Origin of the sequence: Streptomyces sp. Rer75, assembly GCF_013414305.1 — a bacterium.
GTDB classification, from domain to species: domain Bacteria; phylum Actinomycetota; class Actinomycetes; order Streptomycetales; family Streptomycetaceae; genus Streptomyces; species Streptomyces himastatinicus.
On sequence record NZ_CP058693.1, the window covers coordinates 8,856,056 to 8,871,348 of the forward strand.

Genomic DNA, 15,293 nt, shown 5'->3' on the forward strand with positions numbered 1-15,293 from the left:
CCCGCTTGACTTGATTAAATCATCGGGTTTACTTGTCCGCGGCTGTGCGAGTCAGCGAGTCAACGAGTCACGGGTCAACGAATCGACGAAGGAGTATCCGCGATGAAGGTCACGGTGGACGACGAGAAGTGCTGCGCCGCGGGCACCTGCGTGATGGTCGCGCCGGAGGTGTTCGACCAGCGCGAAGAGGACGGCATCGTGGTCCTGCTCGACGCGACACCCTCCGCGGAGCTGCACGACGCGGTGCGTGAATGCGTGCAGGTGTGCCCCGCGGGTGCGATTCAGGTGAGCGAGGACGCGTGAGCGCAGGGTGTAGCGCTCCCTCCGGCGTTCTGGTGGTCGGGGCCTCCGCGGCCGGGCTCTCCACCGCGGAGGCCCTGCGGCGCAAGGGATTCCGGGGCGGCCTGACCCTGCTGGGCGCCGAGCCGCACCAGCCCTACGACCGGCCGCCGCTGTCCAAGCAGGTCCTCGCCGGTGCCTGGGAGCCGGACCGGGCCCTGCTGCGCCGCCCTGACCAACTGTCCTCGCTGGACGCCTCGTTCGTCCTGGGCGATGCGGCGGTCAGCCTCGACGCGGAGGCGCGTACCGTCCACACCGCGTCGGGGCGTGTGCTGCGGGCCGACGCGATCGTCGTGGCGACCGGTCTGCGACCCCGCACCTTCGCCGGACAGGACGGTCTGGCCGGGGTCCATGTGCTGCGCACGGTCGATGACGCGTCGGCACTGCGGGCCGCCCTGATGGCCGCCTCGCGCGTCGTGGTGGTGGGGGACGGGGTGCTCGGCACGGAAATCGCCGCCACCGCACGGACCATGGGGGCATCGGTCACCCTGGCCGGGCCTCAGCCCGCGCCGCTGGAGAGCCAGTTCGGCCCGCTCATAGCGAGGCAGCTCACCGCACTGCACGCCGACCGCGGCGTCGAACTGCGGCTCGGCGCCGCGGTGACCGGGCTGGACGAACAGAGCGGACGTGTCACGGGAGTGCACCTGGCCACCGGCGAGGTGCTGCCCGGCGATGTGGTCGTGGTGGCCTTCGGTTCCGCCCCGGCGACGGACTGGCTGGCGGGCAGCGGCCTCAAGGTCGACAACGGGGTGGTGTGCGACTCCTCGTGCCGTGCCGCCGACGGCATCTACGCGGTCGGGGACGTGGCCCGCTGGCACCACGACGGCCTGGGCGCCCTGCTGCGCCTGGAGAACCGGACCAACGCCACCGAGCAGGCGGGCCACGTGGCCGCCGCCATCCTCGGCGAGAACCGTCCGTACACCCCGGTTCCGTACTTCTGGACCGACCAGTTCGACGTCAAGATCCAGGTGTACGGCGTGCTGCCGGCCGACGCCGAAGTGACCGCCGTGGAGGGGGACATGGCACAGGGCCGGTTCGTCGCGCGGTACCGCAGGAACGGCGTCACGAGCGGAGTGCTCGGCTGGCGCATGCCCAAGCAGACCCGTCTGCGTCGGCAGGAAGTCGTCGACGCGTTCCAGGATTCCCGCAGTGGAGGTACGTCATGACCCAGCCGGTGGACGCGGCCGCGGCCCACGCCGAACTCCCCGAATTCCCCATGCCCCGGGCGCGAGGATGCCCCTTCGACCCGCCCCCGGCGTTCCACGCGCTGCGCGAGGAGGGGCCGCTCACCCGGGTCCGGCTCCAGGACGGCAGCACCCCGTGGGTGGTGACCCGGTACGCCGAGCAGCGGACCCTGCTGGCGGACCCGAGGCTCAGCGTCGTCCCCGCCCTGCCCGGCTTCCCGCGCCCGGAGCGGCCGCACGCCGACGCCGACGGGGACACCGCCCATGGGGAAGGCGATGAGGCGTCCGCCGAGGCCCACGGCCTCAGTTTCATCAACATGGACGACCCCGAGCACGCCCGGCTGCGCCGGATGGTCACCGGACCGTTCGCCATCAAGCGGATGGAGGCCATGCGCCCGGCGGTCCAGAAGATCGTCGACGACATGATCGACGACCTGCTGGCCGGGCCGAACCCGACGGATCTGGTCGAGTCCTTCGCCCTGCCGGTGCCCTCCCTGGTGATCTGCGAACTGCTCGGCGTCCCCTACGACGACCACGCGTTCTTCCAGGCCAACAGCAAAGCCATCATCACCCGCACCTCGACGCCCGAGCAGCGCGCCGAAGCCCAAGGCCGACTGGGCGAGTACCTCGGCAGCCTGCTGGACGCCAAGCTCGGCAACCCAGGCGAGGACGTGCTGTCCGACCTGGCCGCGAAGGTCGAGGACGGCGCGCTGACGCGCCGGGAGGCGACCTCGATGGCCGTGCTCCTGCTGTTCGCCGGGCACGAGACCACCGCCAACATGATCGCCCTGGGCACCCTGGCCCTGCTCGAACACCCCGACCAGCTGGCCCGCCTCCGGGACGGCGACGACCCGAAGTTCGTAGCGGGCGCGGTCGAGGAGCTGCTGCGCTACCTGCACATCCCACACCTGGGGATGCGCCGCGTCGCCCTGGAGGACATCGAGGTCGCCGGTCGGACCATCCGCGCCGGCGAGGGGCTGCTGCTGCTCAACGAGATGGGCAACCGCGACCCCGACGTCTTCCCCGAGGGCGACCGGCTGGACCTCGACCGCGACGCCCGCCGCCACATCACCTTCAGCTTCGGCGTGCACCAGTGCCTGGGCCAGCCGCTGGCCCGCATGGAACTCCAGGTCGTCTACGGCACCCTCTACCGGCGCATCCCCACCCTCCGCCTGGCCACCGGCCTGGACCAAATCCCCTTCAAACACGACTCGTTCGTCTACGGCGTCCACGAACTGCCCGTGGCCTGGTGAGGCCGCGCGTCACGGATCACCTCACGCTTTCGGCCGGGTTCCCCGGCAGGTCGTAGACCCGGGCCCAGTCCACTTCGTAGACGGCGCTCTGTATGTCGTCCCCGTGGAAGTTGTCGAGCTGGATGGTCTGGTGCATGGACGGTGCGCACTGGATGCAGTCGCGGTCCGCGTTCGCGCCACCGGCGAAGCGGAACCACTCCTTGCCGTCGATGAACCCGCGCAGCCGGTCCGGGGTCCACTCGATGGCGACGTTGTGCCACTGCGACAGGTCCACGCCGCACTTCTGCGCGAACTCCTGCTGCACCGGCACCCCCTCCGGGTGCGGGTAGTGCAGGAACGCCTCGGCGCACTGCTCGCCCGGGGCGCCGTTCTCCAGGTAGTCGTACTCGCCGTCCCGCGGGTGCTCGTCCGAGTCCGGCCACAGGATCAGCAGCGGGTGGTACGGCCGCCCGTTGTCGGGGTCGGTGGCGCGGGAGCGTACGCGGGCCTCCCACCGGCCGTACCGCTGGCCGTACGGCGAGGCGAGCCAGCCGGTGTCGCCGTCCGTCTCGCCCGTCATGCGCAGGACGCCGCCGATGACCCGGGTGTTGGCGTCGCAGCGGCGGCCGTTGTCGCCGTGGCCGGGCCAGCACTTGCCGGGGCCACCGCCCGCCAGGCTCCACTTGTCGCGGTCCGGCACGGCGGGGTCGGCCTCGGAGCCGTAGTCGAACTCGTCCGACCACGCGGGCAGCGGGTCGCCCCAGCCGTACCGTTCGGCGGCGGTCGCCGGGGCAGGAGCGGGGGCGGCGCTCACCGTGGTCGCCGTGAGCGTCGCGGTGAGCGTCACCACGAGTGCCGCCACGCGCCACCCCACGGCGGGATGCCGGGCGCGTTGTCGTCCGTCCATGGCTCTCCTTCGGCCTGTCGCGCGGATGCGGGGACCCGGGGGCGGTCCGAACCCTCCCCTCGCGGGGTTCGGACCGCGCCATGGCCGTCCTGGCCGCGTCCCTCGGGTATTCGACCGCCGTACGGGGTTGTTCAGCAGGCCCACGCCCCGCACCGAACAACCCCGGGGCGCGAGCCGGAGGAACGCGCCGGGGCAAGCGTGAAGATCGGGTGAACGCCCCTTGCCCCGCCAGCCGGTCCACCGGTAGTTCGATTGCGGCCACCCCCGCGACTACCTACCGTGGGCGCCCGGGTGGACGCGCTGGGTGATGGCCCGGCGGTGGCAAGGCGAGCGGGGAGGGCGGGCACGTGGCGGGACGACCAGGGCCGGGACGAGCGGGGCCGGGGCGCACCGAGGGCGAACTGGACCCGGAGGCCGGGACGGTGCCGCGGTTCGCCGCCGAGCTGCGCGAGCTGCGCGAGTCCGCGGGGAAGCCCACGTACCGGGCGATGGCCCAGCGGACGCGGTACGGGGTGACCACGCTCTCGCAGGCCGCGGCCGGGAAGCAGCTGCCCACCCGCGCGGTGGCGCTCGCCTATGTGAAGGCGTGCGGCGGCGACGTGATCGAGTGGGAACGGCGCTGGACAGCGGCGTCGGCCGAGCTGGCCGCCGAGGCCGCCGCCGACGACACCTCCCGCCCGCCGTACCGCGGACTCACCCGGTTCGAACCGGGCGACGCCGAACTGTTCTTCGGCCGCGACCGGCTCGTCGAGCGGCTGGCCGAGCTGAACCACAAGCATCGCTTCACCGCCGTCTTCGGCCCCTCCGGCAGCGGCAAGTCCTCGCTGCTGCGCGCCGGACTGATCCCCCTGCTGCGGGCGGCCTCCGACGACGAGGTGCCGCCCGCGGCCGTACGCATCCTCACGCCCGGCGCGGACCCGCTGCGCACCCACGCCGACCGGATCCTGCCCGTCCCCGGCACCGACGCCGACACCTGGCTGATCGTCGACCAGTTCGAGGAGCTGTACACCCTCGGCGCCGACCCGGTCGACCGGGACACCTTCATCGACAGCCTCGTCGCCGCCACCGCCCCCGACAGCAGGCTGCGCGTCGTCATCGCGGTGCGGGCCGACTTCCTCGGCCGCTGCGCAGAACACCCCGGCCTCACCGCCGCCCTCCAGGACGCCACGCTGCTCGCCGGGCCGATGAGCCGCGCGGAGTTGCGGGAGGCCATCGTCCGCCCGGCCGCCGCGGACGGCCTGATCGTGGAACGCACCCTGACCGAACGCCTCCTGGACGAGGTCGAGGGCGCCCCGGGCGGACTGCCGATGATGTCGCACGCCCTGCTGGAGACCTGGCGCCACCGCAGCGGCCGCGCCCTGACCGAAACCGCGTACGAGGCCGCCGGCGGGCTGCACGGCTCGGTCGTCCGTACGGCCGAGCAGGTGTACGGCGAACTCACCGCGCCGCAGGCCGAGTTGGCCCGCCGTATCCTGCTCAGACTCGTCGCGCCCGGAGACGGTACGCGGCCGGACACGCGGCGCCCCACCGATCATGCGGAACTCGACTTCGGCAGCCCCGCAGACACCCGCGTGGTCCTGGAACGCCTGGTCCGGGCCCGGCTCATCACCTTCGACGACGGCACGGTCGACCTCGCCCACGAAGCCCTCATCACCGCCTGGCCCCGTCTGCGCGCCTGGATCGACGCCGAACGCGACCGGCTGCGTGTGCACCGCTCGCTGTCCGAGGCGGCCCGCACATGGCAGGGGCTCGGCCGGGAGAACGCCGCGCTCTACGCGGGCTCCCGGCTGTCCGCCGCCCGCGATGCCTTCAGTACCGCACACAAGGACGGCGACGGGCACCGCGGCGATGAACTCACCGCGCTGGAGCGGCAGTTCCTCACCGCATCGCTCCGGCGTCGGCACCGCGCCGTACGACTGCGCCGTACGGTGGTGGCCGTCCTCGCCGCGCTCGTGCTGCTCGCCACCGGCACCGCCGTCGTCGCGCTCCAGGCGCGCGCCACCGCGCAGGACGAACGGGACGACGCCGTGTTCGGCCGCCTCACCGCCGAGGCCGACGGCGTCCGCGAGACCGACTCCGGCCTGGCCGCCCGGCTCGATGTCGCCGCGTACCGCATGCGCACCACCCCCGACCTGCGGACCCGGCTGGCCTCGGACGCGGGCCGGGTGCTGGCCACCCGGCTGCCCGGACACCGCGGTCTCGGCAGCTCCGTGGCGTACGCGCCCGACGGCCGCACCCTCGCCAGCGGCGGCCACGACGGCACGGTCCGGCTGTGGGACACGCACCGGGACAGACCGCTGGGCGCACCGCTGCGCCTGCGGACGGGCCGGGTCGGCGCGGTGGCCTTCTCCCCGAGGGGCGGCGATCTGGTGGTGGCCACCGGGAAGGGCGGCGGCATCCAACTGTGGGACGTGACGGACCGGTTGCGGCCCCGCGCCCTCGGCCGACCGCTGGTGAGCCACGACGAGGAGAACGTCGTCTCCGTCGCGTTCGCCCCCGACGGCCGACGGCTCGCCACCGCGGGCGACGACGGCACCGTACGGCTGTGGGACCTGAGCGACCCGGCCCGCCCCGCGCCGCTCGGCGAGCCCGCCGAGGCCGACGGCTCCGAGGCACGCAGCGTCCGCGCCGTCGCGTTCGCCCCGGACGGGGACACCCTGGCCACGGGCGGCTACGACGGGACCGTACGGATGTGGCGGATCGGCGGGGACGACGGGCTCGCACCGCTCGGCAAGCCGTTGCGCCAACACACCTCCTCCGTCTGGACGGTGGCCTTCTCCCCGGACGGGGACACCCTGGCCACGGCCGGTTTCGACGAGACCGTACGGCTGTGGGACGCGTCCGACCCGGGCCTCGTCCAGCCGCTGGGCGAACCGCTCACCGCACACACCGCGCCCGTGCTGTCGGTGGCCTTCAGCCCCGACAGCGAGACCCTGGTGACCGCGGGCGAGGACGACTCGCCCCTTCTGTGGAACGTGGCCAACCCCGCCTATCCGCAAGCGCTCGGGGAGCCGCTGACCGGCCACACGGAGGCCGTGTGGGAGGTGGCCTTCAGCCCCGACGGCCACACCCTCGCCAGCACCGGCGCCGACGGCAGTGTCCGCCTCTGGCACCGGCCGCCGACCGTCCTCACCGACTTCACCAACCCGCTGACCGCCGTCGCCTACAGCCCCGACGGCCGCCTGCTCGCCACCGCCAGCACCGAGGACGGGCTGATCCGCCTGTGGGACGTGCGCAGGCCGGACCGCCCGCGCCGGATCCCGCGGACGCTCGGCCACGAGGACGCGGTGCTGGCCGTCGCGTTCTCCCCGGACGGCCGTACGGTGGCAGGCGGTTCGAGGGACGGCACCGTACGGCTGTGGGACGTGTCCGCGCCTGAACATCCCGCCCCGCTGGGCAAACCGCTGGACGCGCACGACGGCGGTGTCCCCGCCGTCGCGTTCGCCCCGGACGGCCGCAGGCTCGCCACCGGCGGAGACGACGGCACGGTGCGGCTGTGGGACGTACGGCGCCGGGACCACGTACGGCCGCTCGGCGCACCGCTGCGCGGCCACAGCGACGCCGTGACCTCGGTGGCCTTCGCCCTGGGCGGCCGCCTCCTGGCCACCGGCAGCGAGGACGGCACGGCGCGCCTGTGGCACGTGGGCGCCGGGGCGCGGGCACGGCCCGCGGGGGACGCCCTCACCGGGCACGACGAGCAGGTCAACACGGTGGCCTTCGCCCCGGACGGAAAGACCTTGGCCACGGGCAGCGACGACCGCACGGTGCGGCTGTGGGACGTGGCACACCCGGACCGCGTACGTCCGGTGGGGGAGGAGCTGACCGGGCACCGCGGGCCGGTCAGGTCCGTGGCCTTCGCCCCGGACGGAAAGACCCTGGCGACGGGCAGCGGCGACCATACGGTGCGGCTGTGGGACGTGGCCGACCCTGCCCATGCCGAGATGGCCGGGCAGGAGCTCACCGGCCATCTCGACTCCGTCACCTCCGTCGTGTTCAGCCCGAAGGGCGATGCCCTCGCCTCCGTCGGCTACGACCTGACGGCCCGGGTGTGGCCCCTGGACACCGACCGCGCGGCGGACTCCGTCTGCGCCCGCACCGGCGGCGTCCTCACCCGCGCCGCCTGGGAGGAGCGCCTGCCGCAACTCGGCTACAAGGAGGTGTGCGAGGAGCGCTAGAGGGTGTCCGCCACCTCTAGGGGATGGTGAACCTCAGTACGGCACCGTCTTCGTTCTGCGCGACGACGGTCGCCTCCAGCGCGTCGCCGAACGTGGCCACGCCGCCCTGGCCGCCGAGGTTCATGACGGTGCTCGGCGTCTGGAGGGTGACGGAGTCGTCCCCCGCGGTGACATGCACGCTCAGCCCGTTCGCCGTGATGTCCGCCGCGGAGGTGATCAGAACCTCGCACTTGCCGTCCGAACAGGCGGCGGTGTTCTTGCCGTCCGCCGCCTTGGGCAGCGGGCCGGTGGGCGTGGGGTCGGGCGAGGGCGAGTCCGTCTCCTCGGCGGGATTCCAGCCCGGAGCGCACTGCTCGGCGCGTTGGTGGGCGGCCGCGAGCTGCGGGTTCTTCTTCGTCAGCGCGCGCAGGTCGGGCTTGGGCGGGGTGAGGGACTGGATGAGCTTGTCGGCGTCCGCGACGCTGCCCTCGGCGTCGTCGAAGGCCGCGGTCGGGGACATCTCGTCGAGCTGCGGCACGACGCGCTTCAGTTTCTTCTGCCAGGCGTCGAGGAGCCGGTCGGCCGCGGGCACGCCCGACGGGCCGAGGTCCTTGAGATCACGGTCCACGTCGACCACGTCCGACGGTGTCCCGGCGAGGTAGCTGACCGCGCGGGACTGGGCGGTCAGATCACCTTCGTCCATGGTCCGGATCTCCTTCAGGTCCGCCGCGCTGTCCGTCCGCAGGTTCTTGAGCGCGCGTGACGACTCGCACATGCCGCCGACCCACGTCACCAGTGCCTTGGACGGCGGCCGGGGCGGCGTCGGCTCGGCCGACCTCTTGTCCGACGCGTCGGCCTTCTCGCCCGTACCGCCTCCGCAGCCGCCGAGGGCCAGTACCAGCCCGGCCGCCATCACGGCGACGCTCCCCCTCGTGAACATCCGACAACCTCTCTCCGTGCTGGGATCACGCTGCTGTGATGCCGATTGCGCGGCCCGGACACCGGCGCCGCGGGCCCAGTTCAACGCGGCCCGCGATTGTTCGGTCACCCCCTCCGCAGCCGTGAACAACGCCTGCCTTCCGGTGGGCGGTACGCGGCCGTCGATCGTGGCGACCAGGGCGTCTAACCTCGGCACCAGGCGGCCACGATCGGGCGGCCGCGCACCGAGGGAAAGAGAGGCCACTCGTGGACGTCGAGCAGCTCGTCGCGTTCCGCCGGGAACTGCACCGGAACCCGGAGCCCGCGTTCGTGGAGATCGGCACGGCTGCCCGGATCGAGCAAGCCCTCGAGGGGCTGCCGATACGCGTCCTCACGGGGAAGGCCGCCCAGGATCTCTCCGCCGTCGTCAACTTCCCGTCCCCGGAGACCCTGGACGAATGGGCGGCCCGCGCCACCGCTTCGGGTGCTCCGGAGGAAAGGGTCCGGTACTTCCGGGAGAACGGCACCGCGCTGGTCGTCGACCTGGTGGGCACCCGTCCCGGGCCGCGCTGGGGGCTGCGCGTCGATATCGACGCACTGCCGATGCGCGAATCGTCCGATGCCGCGCATTTCCCGGTGGCGAACGGCTTCGCCTCGACGAACGGCGCCATGCACGCGTGCGGCCACGACGCCCACGCCACCATCGGCGTCGGCCTGCTGCACCGGCTGGCGGACCGCGACTTCGCGGGCTCCCTGCGGATCCTGTTCCAGCCCGCCGAAGAGGGGGTCCGGGGAGCGCAGACGATGATCGACGCCGGGGTGGCCGACGAGATCGACCACATGCTCGCCGTGCACATGGCCGGGGACATGGCCGTCGGCGGGGTCGTGGGGAGCTTCACCGGTGGCCTGGCCACCCGCAAGCTGAAGGTCGACTTCGAGGGCAAGGCATCCCATGCGGCCGGTGCGCCGGAGTCCGGACGCAACGCGCTGCTCGCGGCGGCCACGGCCACGCTGGGCATCATGGGGATCCCGCGCTTCAGCGCCGCGGACACCCGGCTCAACGTCGGCACGCTCGTCGCCGGTGACGGAGTGAACATCGTGCCCTCCTCCGCGGAGATGACGTGCGAGGTCCGGGCGACCGACGACGACATCGTCGACGAGCTGGTCGACCGGGTCCGCTCGATCGTGGAGGGCGCGGGCCTGGCACAGGGGGTGCGGACGAACGTGGCGGTGATGGGCCAGTCCGCCACCGTCGCACCGGACGACGAAATGATCGACCGCATCGTGGAGGTGGCTACCGCCCACGACGATGTCACCGAGGTCATCCGGACCCGGGCGTTCGCGGGCAGCGACGACGCCAACCTTCTCATCAGGCATGTTCAGCAGCGCGAGGGCAAGGGCGCCTATCTGATGGTCGGAGCGGGCAGCCCGGGCCCCCACCACAGCGAGACCTTCGACGTCGCGGAGGCGGCGATCCCGACCGGGATCGACATCCTGGAATCGCTGGTACGCGGATAGCCGCACGCCGGAAAGGGGCGTCAGGGCCGGGATGCGGCGGCGAAGACCGGTGGGCGGTGCGGCGCCCAGGGGCGTTCCGCCTCCAGCTGCGCCGCCACCCGGACCAGCAGATCCTCCCGTCCGTATGCCGCGGCCAACTGGATGCCGATGGGTGTGCCGGACTCGGTCAGGGCCGCCGGTACCGCGATCGCGGGCTGACCGGTGGTGTTGAACGGCGCGGTGAAGGTGAGCACGTCCACCGACTTCCGGAGGCCGTCCTGATCCCGCCACGGCCACCCCACCGGCAGGGGCGGGGTGGCGAACACCGGGCTCAGCAGCAGGTCGAACTCCTGCCACCACCGGGCCATGCCCGCCCGGAGCCCGTTCTGCCAGGCCAGGGCGTCGGCGAGTTCCAGGCCCGTGATCTCCCGGCCGCGCCGCACCCAGAACCGGGTCACGGGGTCGAGGTCGCCGGGCCCCGGCCCCTCGCCGAGTTCCCTGGTCAGCGCCTCGACGCTCTGCGCCGCGGTCACGCTCAGCGCGTCGAAGAACGCCGTGAGGCACCGGGGATCCAGCATGGGGGCGGGATGCGCCTCCTCGACCCGGTGCCCGAGCCGTTCGGGATCCGGGCCGTGTCGAGTACGGCGTCCCGCACCGCGTCCACGACCTGAGGCGCGTGGTCGGGTGCGTGGGCGAGGACACCGACCCTGAGCCGCCCCGGAGCCGACGCGCCACCCGACGAACCGCCCGGGGTCACATCGGTGCGCCACGGGTTGCGGGTCACGCCGTGGAGTCGGCTCTCGCTGACCGAGAGCAGGCCGAATTCCGGGGCCGAGGTCTGGCCGACGACGATGAAACCCGCCTCCTTGAGCCGCTGGTTGATCACGGAGTCCTCCCGGGCGACCCGGCCGTGCCGGGCCACCCACGCGCACCCGAAGGTGGCCGGGTCGCCTTCGCTGTCGCTGAGCGACTTCGTCAGGGTGGGCACTCCCGCGAACGGGGCGTCCCGGCGCACCCGGTCCGCCTCCGCGAGCGCCCGTTCGTACCGCCGGTGTGTGACCGCGTTGATCCGGGGATCGGTCGCCTCGATGCGCTCGATGGCGGCCTCGACCAGTTCGCGCGGGGAGGTCTCGCCCCGCCGTACCAGGTCCGCCTGGTCGTAAGCGTCCATCGTGGCCGGTGTGGTCATGTGGCTCTCTCTCCTGATCTGCCCTGATCTGCGGGGTGCGGGAACGGCGGAAGGCCGGTCAAGCGGACCGGTTCACTGAGCGGACCGGATGCATGGCCGCCGGTCGGTTGTTCGGGGGCATAGCTTCCCCGCAACGACCGACGACGGAGGCGCCATGTCCCACACCCGGAGGGTGCGGTCGGCCGGTCGTGTCGCGGAGTCACCTCGGGTCGTGGCGTTACGTCAGGTCGCGGCGTTACTTCAGGCCGATGTGCGCACCGGGTCCCAGCGGCATCCCGAACCCGTAGAACACGCCCAGGATCGTCAGCGAGCCGTGTGCTGTCCGGCTTCCGTGAGGTTCGCGCGTGCGCGATCATGGCGGGTCCGCACAATCTGGTGATCGACGTCTGGCTGCGCGCCCTGGGCGACGTCCACGCCTTCGAAGCGCATCTGGCCGGCGGCTTCCCCGTCTGACCATTGACGACCGTTCGCTGGTCCTGCGCACGGTCAAGCACATGGGGCGGCTGCTCGACGACGACGGCCGCGCCGTGGGCATCGTCCCGCTGCCCTGCGGGGTGCCACCTGTCGTGGGAGCGCTTCCATGACGGTCGTGTTCATGCCACGATGCTGCGCGGGCAGGCCGCGCACGGGGGCGCTCTTCGGCGGCATGTCCTGGTCACGATTGATCCGCAACCGCGATCAGGAAGGGATGAGGACGTGTCCCCATCGACCCGCACCACCCCGCGCGGACCACGGCGTTCGGTGCTCGTCGCCCTCGTCGGAGCGCTGGTCTCGTTACTCGCGGTCATGCTGCTGGGCGCGCCCGCGGCCTCGGCCCGCACGGCGACCACCGAGGCCCCCGCCGCTCCCGTGGCGGCCAAGGCTCCCGCGGCGGCCAAGGCTCCCACCGCGACCCTGACCGAGATCAAGAACTTCGGCACCAACCCCAGCAACCTCCAGATGTACCTGTACGTTCCGGACAACGTCGCCCCGAACCCGGCCGTGGTGGTGGTCGTGCACTACTGCACGGGATCCGGGCCCGCGATGTACTCCGGCACCGAGTTCGCCTCCCTGGCCGACCGGTACGGCTTCATCGCCGTGTACCCGTCCGTCACCCGCAGCAGCAAGTGCTTCGACGTCTCCTCACCGCAGGCGCTGCGCCGCGGCGGGGGAAGCGACCCGGTGGGCATCAAGTCCATGGTCGACTGGGTGACCCGTACCTATTCCGCCGACACCAGCAGGGTCTTCGCCACCGGCACCTCCTCCGGCGCGATGATGACCAACGTCCTGCTGGGGGACTACCCCGATGTGTTCGCGGCCGGCTCCGCGTTCGCGGGCGTGCCGTTCGCCTGCTTCGCCACCACCAACGGGTCGGAGTGGAACAGCGACTGCGCCAACGGCGCCATCACCCGCACCCCGCAGCAGTGGGGCGACCTGGTCCGCGGCGCCTACCCGGGGTACAGCGGGCCCCGGCCGCGTATGCAGCTCTGGCACGGAACGCAGGACGACATCCTGCGCTACCCCAACTTCGGGGAGGAGATCAAGCAGTGGACGAACGTGCACGGAGTCAGTCAGACCCCAGCCCGCACCGACTCCCCCCAGTCCGGCTGGACCCGCACCCGGTACGGATCCACCGGTGACCGGGCCCCCGTCGAGGCCATCAGCCTCCAGGGCGTCGGCCACAACCTGGTCACCAGCGGCATGGCGGCCCGTGTGATCACGTTCTTCGGCCTGGACGCCAACGGCCCCGCGCCCCAGCCCCAGCCGGGCGCCTGCCGGGTGTCGGCCACCACCAGCGCCTGGAGCACCGGCCTGACCGCCTCCGTGGCCGTCACCAACACCGGCACGACCACGCTGAACGGCTGGCAGCTGGGCTTCACCCTGCCCTCCGGCCAGGCCATCACCGGCGGCTGGGGCGCCACGTACAGCCCCGCGAGCGGAGCCGTGACCGCCACCAACGCCGCCTACAACGGCACGCTCGCCCCGGGCGCGAGCGTCACCATCGGCTATCAGGCCAACCACACCGGGACGACAAGCGCTCCGGGTGCCTTCACCCTCAACGGAAAGACCTGTACCTGACGTCTTCGGGGCGGACGAGCGAACGGGCCGCGGCCCGCTCGCGTCGTCCAGCCGTACCCGTGTCGCCGCAGGCCACCTCGCTGTCGTCCCCTGCCGGGGCGCCATCACGTTGCTGTAGTGTTCTGGAGTCGCGTCAGCGGATCCTCGACGCCACGGTGCGGATCGCGGGAGGAGCAAGGGATGACCCTGACGGACGCACAGCGCGAGGAAGCCGGACGGCTGCTGCGGGAGGCCGAGCGCGCCGTGGCGCCGATCGACCCGCTGTCGGAGCTGACGCCCGGTCTGGAAGTGGCTGACGCCTACGCCGTCCAGCGGGACAACATCGCCCGGCGCCTGGCCGCCGGTGCCACGGTCGTCGGCTACAAGGTCGGGCTCACCGCGGCCGCCATGCAGCAGCTCCTCGGCGTGGACGAGCCGGACTTCGGCCATCTGCTGGACGACATGGTCCACCGCGACGGCGGTTCCGTGCCCGCGGCGCGCTACTGCGCCCCGCGCATCGAACCGGAGATCTGCTTCCGGCTCGCCGATCCGCTGCGCGGGCCGGGCGTCACCGTCGACGACGTCCTCGCGGCTACCGAGGCGGTCGCTCCCGCCCTGGAGATCGTCGACAGCCGGATTCGCGACTGGAAGATCACCCTGGCCGATACGGTGGCCGACAACGCCAGCTCGGCCGGTCTGGTCTGCGGCGCCTGGACACCGCTGGCCGGGGCGCCCGATCTGGCCGCCGTCGTGGCCGACCTGGTGGTCGACGGCGAGCGGGTCGCCTCGGGCAGCGGCAGCGAGGTGCTGGGCCACCCCGCGGCCGCGGTCGCCTGGCTGGCCAACACCCTCGCCGAGTTCGGCATCGCCTTGGAACCCGGGCACCTGGTGCTGCCCGGGACCATGACCGGCGCCCCGTTCGTCAGCGCCGGCCAGCGGATCGAGGCACGCTTCAGCGACCTCGGGCCGGTGTCGGTGACCTTCACCTGAGGCCACCGGGGCGACCCCGCCCTCCCCGCACACCGCCACCGCCCCGTCGCCCGGCCCGGGCACGCCTGCGCCAGGCCGCGCAGCGCACCGCCGCCCGCCCGGCCTTCCGGCTCATTCAACCCGGCACCCGGTGACGTACGGCCCACGCAGGGGCGCGGGCCGCAGGCCCCGGGTAGCCCGGGGCCTGCGTGCGGCTCAGATTCCGAATTCGGTGGCCGGGATCCCGAGGGCGGCGCACGCCTCGTGGATGACCTGCTGCTCGGACGGCTCGATGTAACCGTCGGCCCCGGCGATGACGATGCCGGTCTGGATGACCGCGCGGGCCTCCGTCGGCTTCTTGGCCGCCTTGGCGATCTCCTGCATCACCTCGGTCTTGCCCAGCTGGAAGTTGGCCATGAGCCGGTCCAGGTTCTTGTTGAACCGCTGGCGGAGCTGGTCCGCCGGGAAGTTCTGGAGGACGTCGTTGGTGGTGATCAGCTCCTCGACGCGCTGCCGCTCCGCCGGTTCGACGTGCCCATCCGCCGCGGCCACCAGCGCGCACATCGCCATCGAGGCATCGCGGTAGGCGCCGCTCTTCAGCTCGGTCTTCACCGACGCGAGCTGGGACTTGAGCAGCCCGACCAGCTGGGCCTTGGAGCCGCCGGAGGACGAGCCGGACCCGTGGCCGCCGTGCTGCCCCTGCCCGAAGGATCCGTGCCCCTGCCCGGGCCCGCCCCTTCCCCGGCCGCTCTGGGCCTGCTGGAGGTTCTTGGCCTGGTCCTTGAGCCGGTCCCACATTGCCATTGGTGCCACCTCGGCTTCTTGTTGCTGCTTGTCCGGTTCTGCTCGTCGGTCACGTTGTTTCGC

Annotated in this window: 12 protein-coding genes; 7 read left to right on the top strand and 5 right to left on the bottom strand. The window is 72.7% G+C overall.

The window, feature by feature from the left end:
• Window positions 1-102 precede the first annotated feature (102 nt).
• From HYQ63_RS37940 to HYQ63_RS37950, 3 genes are read left to right on the top strand one after another with little or no spacing between them, the layout of a single operon-like run.
• Window positions 103-303: a ferredoxin gene (locus HYQ63_RS37940; protein WP_179938210.1), complete on the top strand. Its 201-nt coding sequence runs from the start codon at window positions 103-105 to the stop codon at window positions 301-303.
• On the top strand, window positions 300-1,505 hold the full coding sequence (locus HYQ63_RS37945) for an NAD(P)/FAD-dependent oxidoreductase (protein WP_257232403.1): 1,206 nt from the start codon (window positions 300-302) through the stop codon (window positions 1,503-1,505). The genes HYQ63_RS37940 and HYQ63_RS37945 overlap by 4 nt, the downstream gene beginning before the upstream one ends.
• Window positions 1,502-2,776, top strand: a complete 1,275-nt coding sequence (locus tag HYQ63_RS37950) for a cytochrome P450 (RefSeq protein WP_179938211.1) — start codon at window positions 1,502-1,504, stop codon at window positions 2,774-2,776. The genes HYQ63_RS37945 and HYQ63_RS37950 overlap by 4 nt, the downstream gene beginning before the upstream one ends.
• A 16-nt stretch (window positions 2,777-2,792) precedes the next feature.
• Here the strand turns inward: HYQ63_RS37950 and HYQ63_RS37955 are convergent, their stop codons facing one another.
• The gene (locus tag HYQ63_RS37955) at window positions 2,793-3,662 is read right to left on the bottom strand and encodes a glycoside hydrolase family 16 protein (RefSeq protein ID WP_179938212.1); all 870 of its coding nucleotides are present in this window, start codon (window positions 3,660-3,662) and stop codon (window positions 2,793-2,795) included.
• A 347-nt stretch (window positions 3,663-4,009) separates the two neighbouring features.
• Between HYQ63_RS37955 and HYQ63_RS37960 the strand changes: the two genes are divergently transcribed.
• Window positions 4,010-7,837: a WD40 repeat domain-containing protein gene (locus HYQ63_RS37960; protein ID WP_179938213.1), complete on the top strand. Its 3,828-nt coding sequence runs from the start codon at window positions 4,010-4,012 to the stop codon at window positions 7,835-7,837.
• 16 nt (window positions 7,838-7,853) lie between these two features.
• Here HYQ63_RS37960 and HYQ63_RS37965 read toward each other — a convergent pair whose 3' ends face one another.
• Window positions 7,854-8,756: a hypothetical protein gene (locus tag HYQ63_RS37965; RefSeq protein WP_179938214.1), complete on the bottom strand. Its 903-nt coding sequence runs from the start codon at window positions 8,754-8,756 to the stop codon at window positions 7,854-7,856.
• Window positions 8,757-9,001: 245 nt separating this feature from the next.
• Here HYQ63_RS37965 and HYQ63_RS37970 point away from each other — a divergent pair, with 245 nt between their 5' ends.
• Window positions 9,002-10,252: an amidohydrolase gene (locus tag HYQ63_RS37970; protein WP_179938215.1), complete on the top strand. Its 1,251-nt coding sequence runs from the start codon at window positions 9,002-9,004 to the stop codon at window positions 10,250-10,252.
• A gap of 20 nt (window positions 10,253-10,272) precedes the next feature.
• Here HYQ63_RS37970 and HYQ63_RS45270 read toward each other — a convergent pair whose 3' ends face one another.
• Window positions 10,273-10,809, bottom strand: a complete 537-nt coding sequence (locus HYQ63_RS45270; protein ID WP_257232404.1) for an amidase family protein — start codon at window positions 10,807-10,809, stop codon at window positions 10,273-10,275.
• The gene (locus HYQ63_RS45275) at window positions 10,767-11,420 is read right to left on the bottom strand and encodes an amidase (RefSeq protein ID WP_257232405.1); all 654 of its coding nucleotides are present in this window, start codon (window positions 11,418-11,420) and stop codon (window positions 10,767-10,769) included. The genes HYQ63_RS45270 and HYQ63_RS45275 overlap by 43 nt, the downstream gene beginning before the upstream one ends.
• A 786-nt stretch (window positions 11,421-12,206) precedes the next feature.
• On the opposite strand from HYQ63_RS45275, the gene HYQ63_RS37985 reads away from it, so the two are divergent.
• Complete coding sequence (locus tag HYQ63_RS37985) at window positions 12,207-13,478, top strand: PHB depolymerase family esterase (protein WP_373689235.1); 1,272 nt, start codon at window positions 12,207-12,209, stop codon at window positions 13,476-13,478.
• A 180-nt stretch (window positions 13,479-13,658) separates the two neighbouring features.
• Window positions 13,659-14,447 (top strand): 2-keto-4-pentenoate hydratase, encoded by a 789-nt coding sequence (locus HYQ63_RS37990; protein WP_179938216.1) that lies wholly within the window; start codon window positions 13,659-13,661, stop codon window positions 14,445-14,447.
• Between the two features lie 195 nt (window positions 14,448-14,642).
• On the opposite strand, the gene HYQ63_RS37995 is transcribed toward HYQ63_RS37990, so the two are convergent.
• Window positions 14,643-15,230, bottom strand: a complete 588-nt coding sequence (locus HYQ63_RS37995) for a tellurite resistance TerB family protein (protein WP_179940946.1) — start codon at window positions 15,228-15,230, stop codon at window positions 14,643-14,645.
• Window positions 15,231-15,293 lie beyond the last annotated feature (63 nt).

Bases quoted from the DNA above. Each gene is read 5' to 3' on its own strand.
- HYQ63_RS37995 (WP_179940946.1), bottom strand. From the start codon at position 15,230: ATGGCAATGTGGGACCGGCTCAAGGACCAGGCCAAGAACCTCCAGCAG.
- HYQ63_RS37985 (WP_373689235.1), top strand. From the start codon at position 12,207: ATGCTGCTGGGCGCGCCCGCGGCCTCGGCCCGCACGGCGACCACCGAG.
- HYQ63_RS37990 (WP_179938216.1), top strand. From the start codon at position 13,659: ATGACCCTGACGGACGCACAGCGCGAGGAAGCCGGACGGCTGCTGCGG.
- HYQ63_RS37950 (WP_179938211.1), top strand. From the start codon at position 1,502: ATGACCCAGCCGGTGGACGCGGCCGCGGCCCACGCCGAACTCCCCGAA.
- HYQ63_RS45275 (WP_257232405.1), bottom strand. From the start codon at position 11,420: ATGACCACACCGGCCACGATGGACGCTTACGACCAGGCGGACCTGGTA.
- HYQ63_RS37965 (WP_179938214.1), bottom strand. From the start codon at position 8,756: ATGTTCACGAGGGGGAGCGTCGCCGTGATGGCGGCCGGGCTGGTACTG.
- HYQ63_RS37940 (WP_179938210.1), top strand. From the start codon at position 103: ATGAAGGTCACGGTGGACGACGAGAAGTGCTGCGCCGCGGGCACCTGC.
- HYQ63_RS45270 (WP_257232404.1), bottom strand. From the start codon at position 10,809: ATGCTGGATCCCCGGTGCCTCACGGCGTTCTTCGACGCGCTGAGCGTG.
- HYQ63_RS37955 (WP_179938212.1), bottom strand. From the start codon at position 3,662: ATGGACGGACGACAACGCGCCCGGCATCCCGCCGTGGGGTGGCGCGTG.